The sequence below is a fragment of the Streptomyces sp. NPDC007157 genome (assembly GCF_040634235.1).
Classification (GTDB): Bacteria; Actinomycetota; Actinomycetes; order Streptomycetales; family Streptomycetaceae; genus Streptomyces.
The window spans coordinates 218521-236620 of sequence record NZ_JBEYFE010000006.1 but is presented as its reverse complement, the minus strand read 5'-3'; the positions used below and the strand labels follow the sequence as shown (position 1 = coordinate 236620).

Genomic DNA, 18100 nt, shown 5'->3' with positions numbered 1-18100 from the left:
TCACCCTCCGCGCCGGTGACGTGTCGGCTATGTCTCAGTACCGTCACCGGGCGAGCCATTCGTGTTCTCCAGAGCGTTAACTCCTACAAGTACGACGCACTTCTGGAGGTGCAGGATGGTGAACGGGCGAACCGTGCTCGAACGCTTTTCCGCAGGCGGACCGCGAGGATCATGGCCGGCGGAGGAGTTCGCGCACGCGCGGCGACTCGAAGGCATGCCCGCGGAGGTCGTGATGGACCTGGCGACGGACACGTTCCTGGTCATCGTGCGCGGCACCGACGGAGCCCAGGGCTAACCCACCTTCCGGGCGGGCACCTTGGCCGTGAACTGGTCCGCCTGGAGCGCGTACAACTCCGCGTAGACACCGCCGTTCGCCAGGAGCTCGTCGGGGGTCCCGGACTCCACCACCCGGCCCTGGTCGAGGACGTGCACCAGATCGGCGTGGCGGACCGACGCCAGGCGGTGGGTGATCAGTACGACGGTCTGCCCGCTCCCCGCCAGCGCGCGGATCTTCTCGAAGACCTCCAGCTCGGCCCGGGCGTCCAGGGCGGCGGTCGGCTCGTCCACGATCAGGATGCGCCCGCGCCGGTAGGCGGCCCGCGCGATGCCGAGGCGCTGCCACTGACCACCGGACAGCTCGTGCCCGCCGCTGAAGTTGCGGGCCAGCAGGGTGTCCAGGCCGCGCGGCAGGTCCTCGACCACCTCCTCCGCACCCGCCTCCGAGACCGACCTGGTCAGCCGCTCCTCGGTGAGCGGCGCCGACGAGCGGCCGACGGCCACGTTCACCTTGGCGGTGAAGGGCCAGCGCTTGAAGTCCTGGGCCACCATCGCGATGCGCTCGGCGAGCCGGTGCCGGTCGGCGCGCGCCGCGTCGACCCCGTCCCACAGGATGCGGCCCCGGTCCGGCTGGTACAGCCCGGCCAGCAGCTTGACCAGGGTGGTCTTGCCGGAGCCGTTCTCGCCGACCAGGGCGACGATCCGGCCGAGCGGGAGTGCGAGGGTGACGTCGTCCAGGGCGGGTCGGGTGGCATCACCCGGATAGGTGAACGTGACGTTCTCGAAGCGGATCTCCCGCGGATCCTCCGGGAGCGGGTCGCCGCCGGTCGGGATGGCCCGCTCGGCCGCCTCGACGTACAGCCGCTCCAGGTCGCCGACGAACAGTGCCTCCTCGTGCAGCGTGTTGATCTCCAGCACCAGCGTGTTGAGGCTCGCCGAGCCGGTGCGGATCGCGATCACCGCCGTACCGGCCACCGACAGGGCCATCGCCCCGTTCAGCAGCAGCGCGCCCAGCGTCGCGTACGTGGCGACGGTCGCGAGGCCGGTCCAGGCCGCCGCGATCAGGCCGGTGCGGGCGGCGAGCCGGGCCAGCCGGGCCTGCTCCGCCTCCGCCGTCTCCGACATCGCCCGGAAGTGCCGCAGCAGGAAGGGGCCGACGCCGTGCACCCGGATCTCCGGCGCCGCCTCCGGCTCGGTGAGCAGGGAGCTGATCAGGTGGCCGGCGCGGGCGTGCTGCACCCAGGTGTGGAACGACTCGTAGCGGCGCCGGGCGTTGGTCAGGGCGCCCCACGCGCTCGGGATCGTCATCGTGATCAGCAGCGGCAGCAGGGCCGGGTGCAGCACGGTCAGCACACCGGCCGCGGCGATCAGCGAGATCATCGCGTTCACCACGCGCGTCCCGTACATGATCATGCGGCGGGCGGAGGAGGCGCCGTACTGCGCGGTGTCCAGCAGCTTGTGGAAGGCGTGGTCCTCGATCGCGGCGAGCTCGACGGCCGCCGCACGTTCCAGGTACATCTCGGTCGCCACCCGCTCGACCTTGGGTTCCAGGCGGCCCGTGGCATAGGTGGACGCGGCGCGCAGCAGGGCGGCCAGGAACAGCACGGCGGCCATGATCACCAGGGCCGGGGCGGCACCGCGCAGCCGTTCCTCGATGGTGCCGGTGCCGATCAGCCGGCCCAGCACGCTGTTGACGGCCAGCAGGCTCACGGCCTGGGTCACGCCGATGGCCACCTGCGCGGTGAGCACCACGCGCGCGGCGCCGGCGTCCGCCTGGCGGGCCAGCCGCAGGCTGGACATGAGCATGCCGGGCAGACGGGTCAGCATCGCGCGGAGGTCCAGCTCCAGGAAGGCGTCCCGGTGCTGGTTCCAGCCCATGTCGTAGCGGAGCGGCCCCCCGAACAGCAGCCGCTCCGACTCCGACACCTCGGACGCCGCCGTGTCCCGCCTCTTCGTCACCGAGTTCCTCCCCAGGGCCGTCGACGAACGGCCACTATCGCGGCCACGGCGGCCCCCGGGCAGGGCGTACGACGGGGCTCGCGGGGCACGGGGGAGTGCGCCGGGGGTGCGGGGTGAGGACGGGGTGGGCCGACGATGTGGCCGCCGGTGGTCACCCCCGTCGGTCTCGCGCCGCTGTCCGTCGAAGTGGCGCGGCGGTCACGCGCTCAGGGGGCGGGACCACTCCGGTGTCGTCCCCGTCACCCGGCACAGGGCGAGGTAGAGCGGTATCGGCGGGGTGTACGGCACCGTGCTCTCGGGGCGGTGGATCAGCCGGGCGGCGCCGGGGAGCGGGGCCCCCGAGCTGTAGTCGGCCGGGGCGGGCCAGCTGAGGGCGTAGTCGGAGTCGGAGGGGACGATCCACCACCAGCGCGTGCCGTCGGCGTACACACAGCCCACCCGCGGCAGCCGGGGTACCACCAGCGGCCCGAGACGCGCCGGTACGGCCACGGCGTCGCAGCCCAGCGGGGTCGTCATGCCCTCGGGCACCGTGAGCCGCCGGGCATCGCCCGTGGCCGTCGGCCGCTGGCCGCGTTGCAGCCGGACCAGGGTGTCGAGGCCGAGCGACCGGCCGGTACCGGGGACGCCGTTCACGGCTGCCTCCGCCCGGGCACCGGGCGCAGCGCGGCCTCCGACTGCCCCTCTTCCCCGGAACCGGGCGAGGGACGGTGGACCGGGCTGTGCGCGGGCCCGTGCGACGGGTCGCGCGAGGGTCCGCGGGACGAGCCGCGCGACGGGCCCGGGTCGGGGCGGGCGCCCCATCCCAGGTCGTTGCGCGGCTCGGCGGTGTCCTGGGCGGCATCGGCCTGGCGCGGCAGCTCCGCCCAGACCAGCAGCCCGGGACCGTGCTGCTGAGCCCCCCACGCCTGACACAGCGCCTCGACGAGGAGCAACCCCCTCCCGTGCTCCTCCTCCGGACGCTGTGGGGACGGGTGGGGCTCATCCGGTGCACAGCCCTCGTCCTGCACGGCTATGCGCACCGTGTCGTCGTGGTCGTGCAACTCGCACACGACGCGACTGCTCGCGGTGTGCACGATCGCGTTGGTGACCAACTCGGATATGACGAGTACGGCGGTGTCACAGGTGTCCGCGCAGACCGACCAGCCGGTCAGCCGGGCACGCACCAGGCGTCTCGCCTGGGCGGGGGAACCCGGATGAGCGGCCAACTCGAACCGGAACCGGCGCTCGGCACCGCCCCCACCAGGGGCGACAACCGCGGCAGCGCCGAGACCGAGACGGTCTGCGACGGCGTCTGTTCCTAAGGGCGGAGACGGAATCACGCTTGCCACTATCGCCCCGCCGTGAACACTTGGCAAGAGTCACTCTGAAAAATGCAGAGTGCTGTGTGACGCGGTGAGAGGCCGTGGCACACTGCTCGCAACAGCATGTCGAGCGGCGCCAGTTGGGATCAGTGAGGATCCGACGGACCGATCCGGCCAATGCGATCGATGCGGCTGAACCGGAAGTTTCCGGCTGTTCCGGTCAATTCGGTCACCCTGCCCGGCCCGGTCACCCCGTCAGATCGTCGAATGAGTCTTCGAATGGCGCCGCTGGGCTGTCAGCGTGCCGCTGACACCTGTAGCCGGGGTGACACCTGTATGTGGCGGCGACCGTGCCGCCGACGAGTACAAGTGGCGGTCCGGCCAGGGAACTTCGTGGAGGTGGAGCGTGAGCGAGCCGCGGTCTGCGCCGACCGTGGGCCAGGTGGTCCTCGGCCGGCGCCTCCTTGACCTGCGCGAACGCGCCGGGCTCAAGCGTGAGGAGGCCGCCCGTGTGCTCCGCGTGGCGCCCGCCACCGTCCGCCGTATGGAAATGGCCGAGGTCGCCCTCAAGATCCCGTACCTCCAACTGCTCCTGAAGGCCTACGGGGTGACCGACGACGAGGCCGACGTCTTCGTCCGGCTCGCCGAGGAGGCCAACCAGCCCGGCTGGTGGCAGCGGTTCCACGACATCCTGCCGGGCTGGTTCTCCATGTACGTCAGCCTGGAGGGCGCGGCGAGTCTGATCCGCTCCTACGAGCCGCACTTCGTGCCCGGGCTGCTGCAGACCGAGGACTACGCGCGCGGGGTGCTGAAGTCGGGAGCCGTCGGCCAGACCCAGCCGGAGGAGATCGAGCGCCATGTCGCCCTGCGCAGGCAACGCCAGAACCTGCTCACCCGTGATGACGCCCCCCGCTTCTGGGCCGTGATGGACGAGACCGCCCTGCGCCGCCCGGTCGGGAGCCCGGAGGTGATGCGCGCGCAGATCGACCGGCTGCTAGAGGTCACGAAGCTGCCCAATGTGACGCTCCAGGTCGCCCCGTTCGAGAGCGGGCCGCACCCGGGGACGTACGGGCCCTTCGTGCTGTTCCGATTCGCCATGCCCGAACTGCCGGACATGGTCTACAGCGAGTACCTGACCGGCGCCGTCTACCTGGACGCGCGCACCGAGGTGGCGACCCACCTGGAGGTCATGGACCGCATGGCGGCGCAGGCCGCTACGGCACAACGCACGAAGGAGATCCTCCGGGATCTCCGCAAGGAGCTGTGAATGGATCGCATCAAGCCCCAGTCCGGGCCGCGGAACCGCACCGAGCGGATCTACAACGGCATGCCCGCCCGGGAGCTGGGCAGCGAGGGCTGGCACAAGCCGTGGAGCGGCGGCAACGGCGGCAACTGCCTGGAGGCGATGAAGCTGGCCGACGGCCGGATCGCCGTCCGCCAGTCGACCGACCCCGACGGGCCGGCGCTGATCTACACCACGGACGAGATGACGGCCTTCATCGAGGGCGCCAAAGCGGGGGAGGCCGACTTCCTGCTCTCCTGAAGCTGCTTCTTTTTCTTGTTCAACTTCTTTGTAATGGTGCCGAATTGATCATCGCCCCTGCCGGACGCTTACGGAGTGCCTCGTGATCGACACCAGCAAGCCGCATCCCGCGCGGATGTACGACTGGTACCTCGGCGGCAAGGACAACTACCCGGTCGACGAGGAAATGGGCAGGCAGATGCTGGCCCTCGACCCCCGGGTGCCGGTGATGGCCCGGGTCAACCGCGCCTTCATGCACCGCGCCACCCGGTGGCTGGCCGAGCAGGGCGTACGGCAGTTCCTGGACATCGGCACGGGCATCCCGACCGAGCCCAACCTGCACCAGATCGCCCAGGGCGTCGCACCCGACACCCGGGTCGTCTACTGCGACAACGACCCGATCGTGCTGGCCCACGCGGCCGCCCTGCTGCGTGGCACGCCCGAGGGTGCGACGGAGTACCTCCAGGCCGACGTGCGTGACCCGGCGGCGATCGTCGCCGGCGCGCGCGAGGTCCTGGACCTCGACCGCCCGGTCGCGCTGTCGCTCGTCGCCCTGCTGCACTTCGTCCCCGACGAGGACGGGGCGCACGAGTTGGTCGGCCGGCTGCTCGCCGAGCTGCCGTCCGGCAGCTACCTGACGATGACCCATGCCACCGCCGACTTCACCCCGGAGGAGTCGGCGGCGGCCACCGCGAAACTCAAGGCGGCCGGAGTCACCCTGGCGCTGCGCTCCCGGGCGGAGTTCGGCCGCTTCTTCGACGGCCTGGACCTGGTCGACCCCGGCGTCTCGGCGGTCCACCACTGGCATCCGGAACTGGGCGAGCCGGTACCGGGGCAGGACGACGGCGTGATTCCGGGCTACGGGGCGGTGGGGCGCAAGCCGTAGCAGCCGCCCTCGCTTGCTCAACCAGTGGCTGCTCCCGGCCAGTTCACCACTGACCAGCCGGTCCGGGCCGCCGCGCACAGCACTCACCAGCATCCGGTCGGCGCGGGCCGCCACGGGATCGGCCCCGAATATCACTCCGCCGATCCGGGCGGCCAGCATCGGCTGCACCAGCACCGCCATGGGGGCGACGGTTCCGTCGGGCCGGCGCGCCGAGTCGAGCACCGTCCGTACCGCCGTACCCAAGTCCGCCCAGCCGCGCACCTCCAGCACGGACGCGAACTGCCCCGCCAGCGACGACGACCGGGTGTCCTCCTGCGGCGAGGAGGACCGTACGACCAGCGGCAGGTCGCTCCCGCCGGAGAGTTCCAGCCAGGCCCGCCCGCCGTAGTACGGCCGTGTCGCCGAACGCGCCGTCGGGGATCACGAACCCGGGAAGTACCGGGAGCCCGGCGCGAGCGGCCCGGGCGAGGTTGGCGGCCTTGGAGCCGGCCCGCAGGGGAACCGCGGCGAGTGGCCGATCCAGCGGTACGGCGCCGGGCCCCCGCGCCTCGACCAGCCCATGGCGTCGCCGAGTGTCGTCATCAACACCCTCCAGGACCGACCGCCAACAGGGGGGACGCGCGGGGGTGGCGCTGCGCCTGACGGCGGAACGAAGGATGGGGGCGCCGCACGACGACCCACTGCCGGCCGACCGCGACACGCCTCCTACCTCCATCGTCCCACCGGCGTTGAACTCCAAGCCGCTCGCAGTCCACTTTCCGGCCCACCGCGAGGGGATTTCATGAGCCGGGAGGAGACCACGGCCCGGCGCTCCTCCTTCGGCAGTACTCCCCGTCTCCTCCACAGGACCGAGAACCCGCCCGCCCTACGGCGGCGGTCCCGCATCCCGCGCTCTCCCCTACACGGTCATCGGCCGGTCGTACGGTGATATCGGCGACGGCAGCTGCGAACTCCCCGTCAGATAGCGGTCGACGGCCGCCGCCACCGCCCGCCCCTCCGCGATCGCCCAGACGATGAGCGACTGCCCGCGCGCCGCGTCCCCGGCGGCGAAGACACCGGGCACGTTCGTGGTGAACTCCGCGTCCCGGGTGATCGTCCCGCGCGGCTCCATCACCAGCCCCAGCTGGTCGATGAGCCCGTCCTCCCGGTCGGGGCCCGAGAAACCGAGCGCGAGCAGCACCATGTCGGCGGGCAGCGTCCGGCCGGTCCCGTGCAGCGGCCGCCGCGCCGCGTCCACCTCCGTCAGGTGCAGTGACCGCACATGCCCGCTCCCGTCGCCGGTGAAGCGGAGCGTCGACGCCGCGAACAACCGCGCGTCCGCATGCGCGTCGGGCGCCGTCTCCAGGTCCCGTGCCTCCTCGTGCGCCGCCGACAGCCGGTAGATCTTCGGGTACGTCGGCCACGGCTCGACGTCCTCGTCCCGCTCCGCCCCCGGCTGCGCGTAGATGTCCAGCTGGGTCACTGACGCGGCCCGCTCCCGCACCGCCGTCCCCAGGCAGTCCGCCCCCGTGTCACCCCCGCCCACGATCACCACGTGCCTACCGGCCGCCGACATCGGCGACCGGACCAGATCCCCCTCGCCCACCCGGTTGGACAGCGGCAGATACTCCATCGCCTGGTGTATCCCGTCCAACTCCCGACCCGGCACCGGAAGTTCCCGCCACGCCGTCGCCCCGGTCGCGATGACCACCGCGTCGTACCGCGTCCGCAGCTCCGCCGCCCCGATGTCCCGCCCCACCGTCACCGACGTACGGAACTTGGTCCCCTCGGCCCGCATCTGCCCCAGCCGCCGCTCCAGATGGTGTTTCTCCATCTTGAACGAAGGGATCCCGTACCGCATCAGCCCGCCCAGCCGGTCGTCCTTCTCGTACACGGCGACGGTGTGGCCGGCCCGGGTCAGCTGCTGCGCCGCCGCGAGGCCGGTCGGACCGGACCCGATCACCGCCACGGTCCGCCCGGACAGCCGTTCCGGCGGCCGCGGCGAGGCGAACCCCTCCGCCCAGGCTCGGTCGGCGATGGCGCACTCGACGTTCTTGATCGTGACGGCCGGCTGGTTGATGGCGAGCACGCACCCCGCCTCGCACGGCGCCGGACACAGCCTCCCCGTGAACTCGGGGAAGTTGTTCGTCGCGTGCAGCCGGTCACCGGCCGCCCGCCAGTCCTCCCGTGACACCAGGTCGTTCCACTCCGGGATCAGGTTGCCCAGCGGACACGCGTCGTGGCAGAACGGCACCCCGCAGTCCATGCAGCGGTCCGCCTGCTTGCTGATGATGGGCAGCAGCGCCCCGGGGACGTACACCTCGTCCCAGTCCCGGACCCGCTCCTCGACCGGCCGCCGCGGCCACTCCTCCCGCGGCGTGGTCATGAAACCCTTGGGATCGGCCATGGTCGACTTCCTCGCGTGCTACTGCCCCAGGCCATGTGTCATCGGGCGGCACTCTTTCGGCCACGATACGTCCGCTCGGTCGTGCCCGCAGAGTGGCTGACAGCGCCATCTGCCGGGGCTTCCCCAGCCGGGAGCAAGCCGGAGGCCAGCCGGGTGTCAGTCGGGTGTCAGTTTTCTCCCATGCCTCCCTCAGGACAGTGCCAGTACATAGGCGACCGCCGCCGCGGCCGACGCGAGGGTGCGCACATGGTTCCACCGCGTCCACTCGCGCACATATGCCGGCCAGTAGGAGGCGGCCTCCGGGGTGCCCGGTTCCAGCGCGGCCAGCGCCTCGTTCCGGGGCACGTTCGCCACCAGGGTCAGCCCGAACGAACCGGACAGATACAGCGCGCTGCCCAGCAGCAGCTCCGCCTTTCCCTCGTCCGGCCACACCACGAACGTCACCACCGCGATCATCGCGCACAGCACCGCCGACCCGGCGAACACCAGCATGAACGCGGGGGTCACCGCGGCCCGGTTGATCGCGTTCATCGCGGCGACGCCCTGTGCCGGCGGCAACGTCGCCAGTCCGCGCATCACGAAGGTCGAGAACCCGCAGAACACCCCCGCCACCAGCCCGGTCCCCAGTACTCCCAGCAGGACCAGTACGTAATACGGCCCGTCGATCACAACCATCACACTCACTCTCGCCCTCGCCTCGGACACCGCCGCCATTCAAGGCATCGCCCACGCCCGCCCCGCCCGGCCACCTACCTGCTCACCTCCCGTCCCCCGGCCTCCTCCGGCCGGCTGTACTGCCCGCCTCCTCTGTACTGCCCGGCCTCCTCCGGCCGGCTGTTCCGCCCGGCGTCAGCCGGTGAGGCGGATCTCCACCCCTGCCTCCCATTCCCGCAGCACCGCCTCCACCGTCCTCGCGATCCGCCGCCGTGCCTCGTACCGCGGCACCCCGCCCATCAGCAGCTGGTCGTACGGCGTGTCCACATGCCGTACCCCCGCCACCACCGCTGAGACCACCGCCCTCTCCGTGAGCGCCCGCCCGGCCCTGGTCCGCCCCACCCGCCCGCTGCCCCGCACCGACGCGTGCGTCGCGATCGCCCGGGCCCGCTCCACCGGGCAGCTCGGGAACAGGCGCAGGATCTCCGCCGCGAAGGCCTCCGTGAACCGCACGTCCTCCGTCGCCCGCCGCCTCGCGTCCCGCGCCCGGCGCCGCCGCCGCGCCTCGGCATCGGCCAGACACCGCGCCTCGGCCCGCGCCAGTGCGGCCTCCTCGACGAGGACGCCCTGCCGTTCGTACCGGCTCTTGCGGCGGTTGAACCGCACCACCACCGCCGACAGCGTGCTCTCCTCCCGCGACCGCCGGGTCAGCGCGGTGTCCCCACGCGGCAGGAACACCAGATGCCCGAGATCCGCACATTCCAGGCACCGCGGCGCCCCGTCCTCCAGCACCAGCATCGACAACGGCCCCCGCAGGCAGGCCGCACACCGCTGGTGCCGAAGAGGCTGCACCACCAGAAGTCCACCGTGGTGAGGGGGAGTTGCGAGGCGCGTCATATGCGGTTCTTTCCCCTTCCGGGCCAGGGATCTCACGTCCGCACCGCGGCGGGCACACGACGTGCGGTTCGGCCAGGAACGGGAGTACGACCCGGCCGCCCTCGGCCACCCCCGCGGCTCGGTGCGCCGGGGCATCCCGGCGAAACTCGCCGGGGTGCCCCGGCCCCGGCACGGCCGCCGCCCGGGCCGCGCGGCATCATGACCCCGTGCGACTCGAAGCGATCACCTGGGACCGGCTCGCCGAGCGCCTCGCCGAACGGCTGGCCGAGCTGAAGCCCGCCGACGGGGGCGCCTGGCCGCGTGTCGCTCTCGACGGCGCCCCGGCGGCCCGGCCCGCGGACCTCGCGGAGCGCGTCGCGGAGGCGTTGCGCCTGCGGGGCCGGCCTTCGCTCGTCGTGGGCGCCGAGGGTTTCCTGCGCCCCGCCTCGCTGCGTCTGGAACACGGCCGCCGCGACGCGGAGTCCTACTACGGCGGCTGGTTCGACACCAACGCCCTGTGGCGGGAGGTCTTCGGCCCCCTCGACCCCGGCGGGACCGGACGTGTCCTGCCCGACCTGTGGGACCCGGCCACCGACCGAGCCACCCGCAGCCCCTACGTCCAACTACCGCCCGGGGGCCTTCTGTTGCTGCACGGACCGCTGCTGCTGCGGCACTGGTTCCCGTTCGACCTGACCGTCCACCTCCTGCTGTCTCCCGGCGCCCTGCGCCGACGTACCCCCGAGTCCGAGCACTGGACCCTCCCCGCCTTCGAGCGCTACGAAGCCGAGACCGACCCCGCCGGCACGGCCGACGTCCTGGTCCGCGCCGACGACCCGCGGCATCCGGCGTGGAACGGCTGAGCGTCCCCGGCAGGCCCCGCCGCCCTGCTCGCATCGGCTGATTCGGCGAACCGCTTTTACACAGGTGCATGCATGTAACTGGCCTGGTCACATGTCGATCTCCTCGAACGCCGTTGTCCCTGGCGCTGCCCGTCGTGGGGCTCAGAGCCAGCCGTTGCGCCGGAAGCCCCGGTACAGCACCAGACAGGCCAGGGATATGACGCCGATGACGAGCGGATAGCCGAACCGCCAGTGCAGCTCCGGCATGTGATCGAAGTTCATGCCGTACACCCCGCACACCATCGTCGGCACGGCGATCACCGCGGCCCACGCCGTGATCTTCCGCATGTCCTCGTTCTGGGCGACCGTCACCTGCGCCAGATGCGCCTGGAGAATGGAGTTGAGCAGTTCGTCGAAGGACGCGATCTGTTCCTTGGCCCGCATCAGATGGTCGAGCACGTCCCGGAAGTAGGCCTGTATCTCCGGGGCGATCACCCGAATCGGCCGGGTCGTCAGCTCCTCCATGGGCCTGCCCAGCGGTACCACCGCCCGCTTCAGCTCCAGGAGTTCACGCTTCATCTGGTAGATCCGCCCCGGGTCGGCCCGCGCGCCGTTCTCCGCGAACACATCCGCCTCGACCTGGTCGATGTCGGCCTGCACCGCGTCCGTGACGTTCAGATAGTCGTCGACCACATGGTCCGCGATCGCGTGCAGCACCGCCGCGGGGCCCTTGGCGAGCTGGTTCGGCGTCGCCTCCAGCTCCTCGCGCAGCGGCCCCAGCGAACCGTGCCGACCGTGCCGCACCGTGATCACGAAGTCCTCGCCGACGAACACCATGATCTCGCCGGTGTTCACCACCTCACTGGTCGCCGTCAGCTTCTCGTGCTCGACGTAGCAGACCGTCTTGAACACCGCGAACAGCGTCTCGCCGTACCGCTCCACTTTGGGGCGCTGATGGGCCTCGACCGCGTCCTCCACGGCCAGCGGGTGCAGGTCGAACAGCTCGGCGATGCCCGCGAACTCGCTGTCCGTCGGCTCGTGCAGCCCCAGCCAGACGAATCCCTCGCCCTTCTTGCGCACCCGCTCCACTGCCGAGTAGAGATCACTGCACTCGGGGACCCGCGCCCCGGCCTCGTACGTCACGCAGTTGACCACCGAGGAGCCCAGCGGGGACCGTGCGTGATGGTTGAGGTCGACGCGGGGCCGCCGCCGGGCCAGCCGCGCCACCTTGCCCAGGCCGCCGGCCCTGCCCAGCCCTGTGACCTTCCGCAGATTCCCTGCCATCGTCATCCGGATCTCCTTGCCTGGATCCCCTCGCGCAACGCTTTCGCGCCCTGCCGGGCAAGTCTGCCAGCCCGGTGTGAGACATGGGTAAGCCTGTGTGAGCAGCGAGTTCCGGTTGGTTCCCGCCTGTGGACAACCCGGCTCCCGAGGCCTGTTCCCGCCGGTGGCCACGAGTTCCCCGCGTCCGGCGGCCGTACTCCCTCCGTACGCGAGCGGCGACGGTACCGAGCGTCGGCCGTGCCCGACAACGCGGGCAACGGGGATGATCCCTTCATGACACAAGCGGACGGATATCTCCTCGACAACCGCCAGAGCGAGGCCGCACAGCGCTTCGACGCCTTCGCCGCCCTCTTCGACCCCACCACCTTCCGGCACCTCGAGGCACTGGGCATCGGACCGGGCCTGCGTTGCTGGGAGGTCGGGGCCGGCGGCACCTCGGTGGTGTCCTGGCTGGCCGGGAAGGTCGGACCGACCGGCCAGGTCGTCGCCACCGACATCGACACCTCGCTGCTCGCCACGGCCGCCCACGCACCGGTCGAGGTCCGCACCCACGACGTCGGCAGCGAGGAGCCGCCGGGGGAGGGCTTCGACCTGGTGCACGCCCGGCTGGTGCTGGTCCATGTCCCGGACCGGGAACATGCGTTGCGCTCCATGATCAAGGCCCTGCGCCCCGGCGGACGGCTGCTGATCGAGGACGCCGACCCCGCCCTCCAGCCGCTGACCTGCCCCTACGAGTACGGCCCCGAGCAGCGGCTCGCCAACCGCCTGCGCCAGGGCTTCCGCAAGCTCCTCGCCGAACGCGGCGCCGACCTGTCGTACGGGCGCAAACTCCCGCGGCTGCTCCGCGAGGCCGGCCTGCACCAGGTGGAGGCCGACGCCTACTTCCCCCTCGCCTCGCCCGCCTGCACCGCCCTGGAGTCCGCGACGGTCCGGCAGATCCGCGGCCGGCTCGTCACCGCGGGTATGGCCACCGACGAGGAGATCGACCAGCACCTCGCCAACGTGGCGGCGGGCGGCATGGACCTCGCCACGGCCCCGATGATCTCGGCATGGGGCCACAAGGAGTAGGCCACCGGACAGGGCGCCGGCCCGCCGTTTCCGGCCGCGGTCCCGTGTCAGCCGTGGACGGGCGGTCTGGCGCCCACGCGTTCCACCGCCCTCGCGCCCGCCCGGCAGCCCCGTGCCGCCGCTTCCCGGGGATCCGCGCCGGCGACCAGCGCGGCGAGGAACGCCCCGGTGAAGGCGTCACCGGCGCCCGTGGTGTCCCGGGGTGTCGCCGGTTCGGCCGGAATCCGCGCGAGGACGCCACCTGCCTCCGCGACCAGTGCGCCGTCCGCCCCTGCCTTGGCCACCACCAACGGCACCCGGCGGCTCAGCTCGGCCGCCGCGTCGGCCGGATCGGGCAGCCCCGTCAGCAGACAGGCCTCGTCCCGGCTCGGCAGGAGGACGTCCACGCCTTCGACGAGCGCCAGGAAGCGGTCCACACCCAGCGCCACGAGGAACCCGGCCGACGCCGGATCCAGGCTCACCGGCACGCCACGTGCGCGTGCCGACGCCAGGGCCACCGCCACCAGTGCCCGGCTCGGCTCGGAGAACAGCAGATAACCCGACAGATGCAGCCGGGCGACCCCGTCGAGCAACGCGTCCGACCAGTCGGCGGGCTCCAGCCGCAGCGACGCCCCGCTGTCCGTGAGGAAGGTGCGCTCGGCCGAGTCGCCGTTGTCGACCAGGCAGATGACCGTCCCCGTCGCGGCCTCGGGGTCCACCACGAGCCGTGGCCGCACCCCGGCCGCGACCAGCTCCCGCCGGTGCCACTCGGCCGCGTCCGCGCCGACCCGCCCCAGCAGCCGTACGTCCGCACAGCCCGTACGGGCGGCCCAGCAGGCCACGTTGGCGCCCGCCCCGCCGGGCACGGTCCGGATCGCGGCGGCCGTGTCCGTGCCGGCCGCGAGCGGTCCCCGGTGCCGCGCGACGACATCGGTGACGACATCCCCGACGACCAGCAGCGCGCCCTCTCCGGCAGTCGTCACCCCCTGGTCCACGCCGATGCGATCCGCGCCGCCAGCCGTACGTTGCCGCGCACGGCCGCCAGGTTGGCCTCCAGCGAGGCGCCGTCCGTGTGCCGGACCAGATAGTCGAGCAGGAACGGCGTGACCCCCTGACCGGTGATCCCCTCCCCGTCGCATGCCTGCAGCGCGTCGGCGAGCACGCGCGCGTGCAGTGCGGGATCGAGCTGCTCCGCCTCCGGGACCGGATTCGCGACGATCAGTGACGTGTCCGCCGCGTCGAGCGCATCCTGTGCCCGCATGACCTCAGCAACCTGCGCCGGAGTCTCCAGCGTCCAGTCGACCGGGTAACCGGAGTCGGACAGATAGAAGCCGGGGAAGCGGTCCGTGCCGTAACCGGCCACCGCCACACCCAGGGTCTCCAGACGCTGCAGGGTCGCTGGCACGTCCAGGATCGACTTCACGCCCGCACACACCACCGTGATCCGGGTGCGCGCCAGCAGACCCAGATCGGCGGACTCGTCCTGGGTCACCGTCCACTGCCGGTGCACCCCGCCGAGACCGCCCGTCGCGAACACCCGGACGCCGGCCAGCGCCGCCAGCTGCGCCGTCGCCGACACGGTGGTCGCCCCGCTCGCCCCCGCCGCCACGGCGAGCGGCAGGTCGCGGTGGCCCAGCTTGCGGATCCCGTCCTCGTTGGCGACCCGCTCCAACTGGTCCTTGGCTAGGCCGACATGGGGCCGCCCGTCCAGCACCGCGATGGTCGCGGGTACGGCACCCTCGTGCCGTACCGCCTCTTCCAGCTCCAGCGCCACCTGGAGGTTGCGCGGGCGCGGCAGCCCGTGCGCGATGATCGTGGACTCCAGAGCCACCACTGCGCGGCCCGCGCCGAGCGCCTCACGGACCTCTTCCGACACCACCAGCACCACGCGCCTGCCTCCTGTCCGTCGGTCTTCCCTCATCTCTGGCGGGCGGCACACCCGGTTAAACGCCTGCGGCCTGTGCCGGACGCCACCAGCCCGGGCCGCATGACGCATCACACGGCACGCCTGGACCATGTCGCCCTGTGGGCCGCCGATCCGGTCGCCGCGTCCGGCTTCTACGAGCGGACGCTCGGGCCGGAGCCTTCGCGGCTCGCCGAGTTCACCGCGGGAAGGTGCCCTTCCCCTCCGTACGTGTCAACGAGGAGACGATCCTCGACCTCGCGCCGCACACCCTCGCCGAACGTATGCCGGCGCTCCCCGGCGCGGCGCCGGCCACCCGGTGAACCACATCTGTCCGTGCCTGCCGTCCGACGCGTTCGACGCCCTGCGCGCACGCGTCACCGAGCACGCCGTCGCCATGACCGACATCGGCCACGACTCCTTCGGCGCCCGCGGGAAGGCCTCGCGCGACTTCTACTTCCACGACCCGGACGGCGACGTCGTCAAGGTCCGGCACCACGGCTGACCGCCGCCCCCGCCGGGGCGCCTCAGAACAGCGGCTCGGGCAGGACCCCCTCCAGAGCGAGCAGCTTCCGCTTGGTCTCCAGACCGCCGCCGAACCCGCCGATGCCGCCGTCGCTCTCCACCACCCGGTGACACGGCACGACGACCGGCAGCGGATTGGCGCCCATCGCCGCGCCCACCGCCTGCGCCCCGCTGGGCTGCCCGACCCGCCCGGCCAGGTCGCCGTATCCGACCACGGTGCCGTAGGGGACGCCGGCGGCCAGTTCGCGCAGCACCTGCCGGTTGAAGCCGGAGATCAGCGACCAGTCCAGCGGCAGGTCGAAGTCCTGGCGCTCGCCCGCGAAGTACGCCCGCAGCTGGCGTATCGCCTCGGCCAGAACGGGTGCCGCGGCATCCTCGACGGGGTCGGCGCCCAGCCGGGCCGCCAGCCGCTCCAGAGTCCGCTCCCGCACCGCGTCCGTGGCGTGGAACACCACGGTGACCAGGCCCTCGCGGGTCGCCGCCAGCAGCAGCGGACCGATGTCGGTGCCCGCGACGGCCCACACCACCCGCTGCTCGTACTGCCCTTCGCTGTCCATGCGACCCACCGTACGACCCGCCACTGACAACGCCGGCGGGCCCGGCCACGCTCAGCTCGCGCGCAGCGCGGCCCGCACCACGTCCGGCTTGTTGGTGATGAGCCCGTCGACGCCGTAGCCGACGGCCTTCCAGGTGGTGGCCGGGTCGTCCACCGTCCAGGTGAAGACGCGCAGCGGCCTGCCGTGCGGGCCCTCGAACGAGTGCACGGAGGAGACATAACCGGTGGAGATCGAGCCCACCGACGGGTTGATCAGGTCCGTGAAGCGCGCGTACCGCTGCAGGGCCGACACGGGCGGTGTGCCGAGGTAGCCGGTCGTCACGGCGGGCCTGAGACCGTGCACGATACGCAGGCTGTCCGCGCTGAAGCTCTGCACGACGATCCGGCCGAGGTGCGGGCCGTCCAGCCAGCCTTCGTTTCCCAGCAGCTTGAGGATCTGCTGCTCGATGCCCGGGTACAGCTCCGGGTTCTTGATCTCCAGGAGCAGTTTCTCGTGGTTGTGCTCGATCCTGCGCATGTACTGCGCCAGCGTGGGCACGCGCTGGCCTGTGTACGAGGAGGAGAACCAGCTGCCCGCGTCCAGCCGGGCGATCTCGGCGGCGGTGAAGTCCTTCACCTTCCACGGCGCCCGGCCGGGGAAGACCTGTTCAACGTTCGTGGTACGCGCAAGGCTGTCGTCGTGGAGAACCACCAGCCGGCCGTCCCTGGTGCGCTGGACGTCGTTCTCGACCCAGGTGAAGCCCAGTGCGGCCGCCTTGTCGACGGCGGCCAGCGTGTTCTCGGGCGCGTAGGCGGAGGCGCCCCGGTGCGCGAGCACCGTGGGCTCGCGTGCGTCGCCGGCCCGGGCGGCGGGCACGGGGCTCAGCAGGGCGGCCGTGCCCAGCAGCGCGGTGGTCGTGGCGGCGACGGCACGCGCGTGCATGTGTGCTCCTCACGTCGGATGAATACGGACAGCACAAGACTGACAGCAGGGAGTCAACAGCAGCTGGGTGCGGGATGGCCACAGATTGAATGGAGTTACCCAAGTCCGCTCACTGGTGCCGCACAACTGCGGCAAAGCCGTGTTTCTTTGCCGGAAAATCGTTCGACCATTCCGGTGCGGGTCATACTCTCTGCGTCAACCCTGACCGCTCGGGCGGTCCTGGGACGGGGGCGCATATCAAATATTCCGGGACGCAAAGGGTGAAGGGCAGCCACGTATGCAGGGCACGGTCGACGGATTCAGCTACGGGGTCGTCACCCCGCTGGTGGCCTATGTGATGGCCTGCCTCGGCGGCGCCCTCGGACTGCGCTGTACGACCCGCGCGATGCTGGTGGCGCAGTCCTGGCGGCCCGCCTGGCTCGCCCTGGGGTCGGCCGCGATCGGCTCCGGCATATGGACCATGCACTTCGTCGCCATGATGGGGTTCAGCGTCAGGGAGACGCCGGTCCACTACGACAGGGCGATCACCTTTGCGAGCCTCGGCCTCGCCATCGTCATGGTGAGTGTCGGGATCTTCATAGTCGGCTACCGGGGTGCCACCGGCACCGCGCTCTTCACGGGCGGCACGATCACCGGTCTGGGCATCGCCTCGATGCACTATCTCGGCATGGCCGGCCTGCGCCTCAACGGGACCCTGGAGTACAACACGCTCACCGTGGGCGCGTCGGTCGTGATAGGGGTCGTGGCCGCCACCTCGGCCCTGTGGGCGGCCGGGCAGATCCGCGGCTTCCTGTGGAGCGTCGGCGCGAGCCTGGTGATGGGACTCGCCGTCAGCGGCATGCACTACACCGGCATGGCCGCCATGAGCGTCCACCTCCACCACACCGGTGCCACACCCCCCGGCGACTCACCCGCCTCCCTGCTCGCCCCCATGCTGATCGGCCCGCTGGCCTTCCTCTGCCTCGCCGCCGTCGTCGTGATGTTCGACCCAATGATGATCATCGGCAGGCCCGACCGGCTCCGCGTGGAGCACAAGCCGGGCGTCCCGGCCGACGAGGTCACCCACCACCCCAGCCGCAGCCCGCAGCTGCGCATCGGCCGCCAGCAGAGCCACCACACCTCCCGCACTCCGCAGAATCGCTGATCAGAGCCGGTTGTCAGTGC

The 18100-nt window shown here is 71.8% G+C and carries 18 protein-coding genes and 2 pseudogenes; 8 read left to right on the top strand and 12 right to left on the bottom strand.

The genetic code is table 11. From position 1 onward, the window contains the following. Positions 1-115 precede the first annotated feature (115 nt). A complete protein-coding gene (locus ABZ642_RS13535; RefSeq protein ID WP_360481944.1) occupies positions 116-295 on the top strand; it encodes a hypothetical protein in 180 nt (59 codons plus the stop codon). Here the strand turns inward: ABZ642_RS13535 and ABZ642_RS13530 are convergent. The 3 genes from ABZ642_RS13530 to ABZ642_RS13520 all read right to left on the bottom strand — a co-directional run bounded on the left by ABZ642_RS13530 (position 292) and on the right by ABZ642_RS13520 (position 3440). Continuing rightward, a complete protein-coding gene (locus ABZ642_RS13530; RefSeq protein WP_360482481.1) occupies positions 292-2154 on the bottom strand; it encodes an ABC transporter ATP-binding protein in 1863 nt (620 codons plus the stop codon). The genes ABZ642_RS13535 and ABZ642_RS13530 overlap by 4 nt on opposite strands. A gap of 279 nt (positions 2155-2433) precedes the next feature. Further along, positions 2434-2868: a hypothetical protein gene (locus tag ABZ642_RS13525; RefSeq protein WP_360481942.1), complete on the bottom strand. Its 435-nt coding sequence runs from the start codon at positions 2866-2868 to the stop codon at positions 2434-2436. Continuing rightward, positions 2865-3440 carry an ATP-binding protein gene (locus ABZ642_RS13520; RefSeq protein ID WP_360481939.1) on the bottom strand — a complete coding sequence of 192 codons (576 nt, stop codon included), beginning with the start codon at positions 3438-3440 and terminating at the stop codon, positions 2865-2867. Before ABZ642_RS13520 ends, ABZ642_RS13525 begins: the two co-directional genes overlap by 4 nt. Before the next feature lie 502 nt (positions 3441-3942). On the opposite strand from ABZ642_RS13520, the gene ABZ642_RS13515 reads away from it, so the two are divergent. From ABZ642_RS13515 to ABZ642_RS13505, 3 genes are all read left to right on the top strand, one after another. Further along, positions 3943-4803 (top strand): helix-turn-helix transcriptional regulator, encoded by an 861-nt coding sequence (locus ABZ642_RS13515; protein ID WP_360481936.1) that lies wholly within the window; start codon positions 3943-3945, stop codon positions 4801-4803. Next, positions 4804-5079 carry a DUF397 domain-containing protein gene (locus tag ABZ642_RS13510; RefSeq protein WP_089100964.1) on the top strand — a complete coding sequence of 92 codons (276 nt, stop codon included), beginning with the start codon at positions 4804-4806 and terminating at the stop codon, positions 5077-5079. A 115-nt stretch (positions 5080-5194) separates the two neighbouring features. Next, a complete protein-coding gene (locus ABZ642_RS13505; protein WP_360482478.1) occupies positions 5195-5944 on the top strand; it encodes an SAM-dependent methyltransferase in 750 nt (249 codons plus the stop codon). Between the two features lie 87 nt (positions 5945-6031). Here the strand turns inward: ABZ642_RS13505 and ABZ642_RS13500 are convergent. The 4 genes and pseudogenes from ABZ642_RS13500 to ABZ642_RS13485 all read right to left on the bottom strand — a co-directional run. Next, positions 6032-6283, bottom strand: a pseudogene (locus ABZ642_RS13500) (PEP/pyruvate-binding domain-containing protein); the annotation flags it as partial. Positions 6284-6842: 559 nt separating this feature from the next. Next, positions 6843-8330: a glutamate synthase subunit beta gene (locus tag ABZ642_RS13495; RefSeq protein ID WP_360481933.1), complete on the bottom strand. Its 1488-nt coding sequence runs from the start codon at positions 8328-8330 to the stop codon at positions 6843-6845. 189 nt (positions 8331-8519) lie between these two features. Beyond that, positions 8520-8999 (bottom strand): anthrone oxygenase family protein, encoded by a 480-nt coding sequence (locus tag ABZ642_RS13490; protein ID WP_360482475.1) that lies wholly within the window; start codon positions 8997-8999, stop codon positions 8520-8522. A gap of 180 nt (positions 9000-9179) precedes the next feature. Continuing rightward, positions 9180-9881, bottom strand: coding sequence for a DUF2293 domain-containing protein (locus ABZ642_RS13485; protein ID WP_360481930.1), 702 nt, complete (start codon positions 9879-9881; stop codon positions 9180-9182). Between the two features lie 206 nt (positions 9882-10087). Between ABZ642_RS13485 and ABZ642_RS13480 the strand changes: the two genes are divergently transcribed. Next, positions 10088-10720, top strand: coding sequence for a uridine kinase (locus ABZ642_RS13480; protein WP_360481927.1), 633 nt, complete (start codon positions 10088-10090; stop codon positions 10718-10720). A 141-nt stretch (positions 10721-10861) separates the two neighbouring features. On the opposite strand, the gene corA is transcribed toward ABZ642_RS13480, so the two are convergent. Then, the gene (gene corA, locus ABZ642_RS13475; protein ID WP_360481924.1) at positions 10862-11989 is read right to left on the bottom strand and encodes a magnesium/cobalt transporter CorA; all 1128 of its coding nucleotides are present in this window, start codon (positions 11987-11989) and stop codon (positions 10862-10864) included. Between the two features lie 267 nt (positions 11990-12256). On the opposite strand from corA, the gene ABZ642_RS13470 reads away from it, so the two are divergent. Continuing rightward, positions 12257-13051, top strand: a complete 795-nt coding sequence (locus ABZ642_RS13470) for a methyltransferase domain-containing protein (RefSeq protein WP_360481921.1) — start codon at positions 12257-12259, stop codon at positions 13049-13051. A 47-nt stretch (positions 13052-13098) separates the two neighbouring features. On the opposite strand, the gene ABZ642_RS13465 is transcribed toward ABZ642_RS13470, so the two are convergent. Both ABZ642_RS13465 and ABZ642_RS13460 read right to left on the bottom strand, forming a co-directional pair. Beyond that, positions 13099-14013 carry a sugar kinase gene (locus ABZ642_RS13465; protein ID WP_360481918.1) on the bottom strand — a complete coding sequence of 305 codons (915 nt, stop codon included), beginning with the start codon at positions 14011-14013 and terminating at the stop codon, positions 13099-13101. Further along, on the bottom strand, positions 14010-14918 hold the full coding sequence (locus ABZ642_RS13460; protein WP_360481915.1) for a pseudouridine-5'-phosphate glycosidase: 909 nt from the start codon (positions 14916-14918) through the stop codon (positions 14010-14012). Before ABZ642_RS13460 ends, ABZ642_RS13465 begins: the two co-directional genes overlap by 4 nt. A gap of 99 nt (positions 14919-15017) precedes the next feature. On the opposite strand from ABZ642_RS13460, the pseudogene ABZ642_RS13455 reads away from it, so the two are divergent. After that, positions 15018-15438 (top strand): annotated as a pseudogene (locus tag ABZ642_RS13455) (VOC family protein). A gap of 22 nt (positions 15439-15460) precedes the next feature. Here the strand turns inward: ABZ642_RS13455 and ABZ642_RS13450 are convergent. Further along, entirely contained in the window at positions 15461-16015 is a 555-nt protein-coding gene (locus tag ABZ642_RS13450) for a methylated-DNA--[protein]-cysteine S-methyltransferase (protein ID WP_360481912.1), read from the bottom strand. Positions 16016-16066: 51 nt separating this feature from the next. Next, positions 16067-16936, bottom strand: a complete 870-nt coding sequence (locus ABZ642_RS13445; RefSeq protein WP_360481908.1) for a glycerophosphodiester phosphodiesterase family protein — start codon at positions 16934-16936, stop codon at positions 16067-16069. Positions 16937-17213: 277 nt separating this feature from the next. Here ABZ642_RS13445 and ABZ642_RS13440 point away from each other — a divergent pair, with 277 nt between their 5' ends. After that, a complete protein-coding gene (locus ABZ642_RS13440; protein ID WP_360481905.1) occupies positions 17214-18080 on the top strand; it encodes an MHYT domain-containing protein in 867 nt (288 codons plus the stop codon). Positions 18081-18100 lie beyond the last annotated feature (20 nt).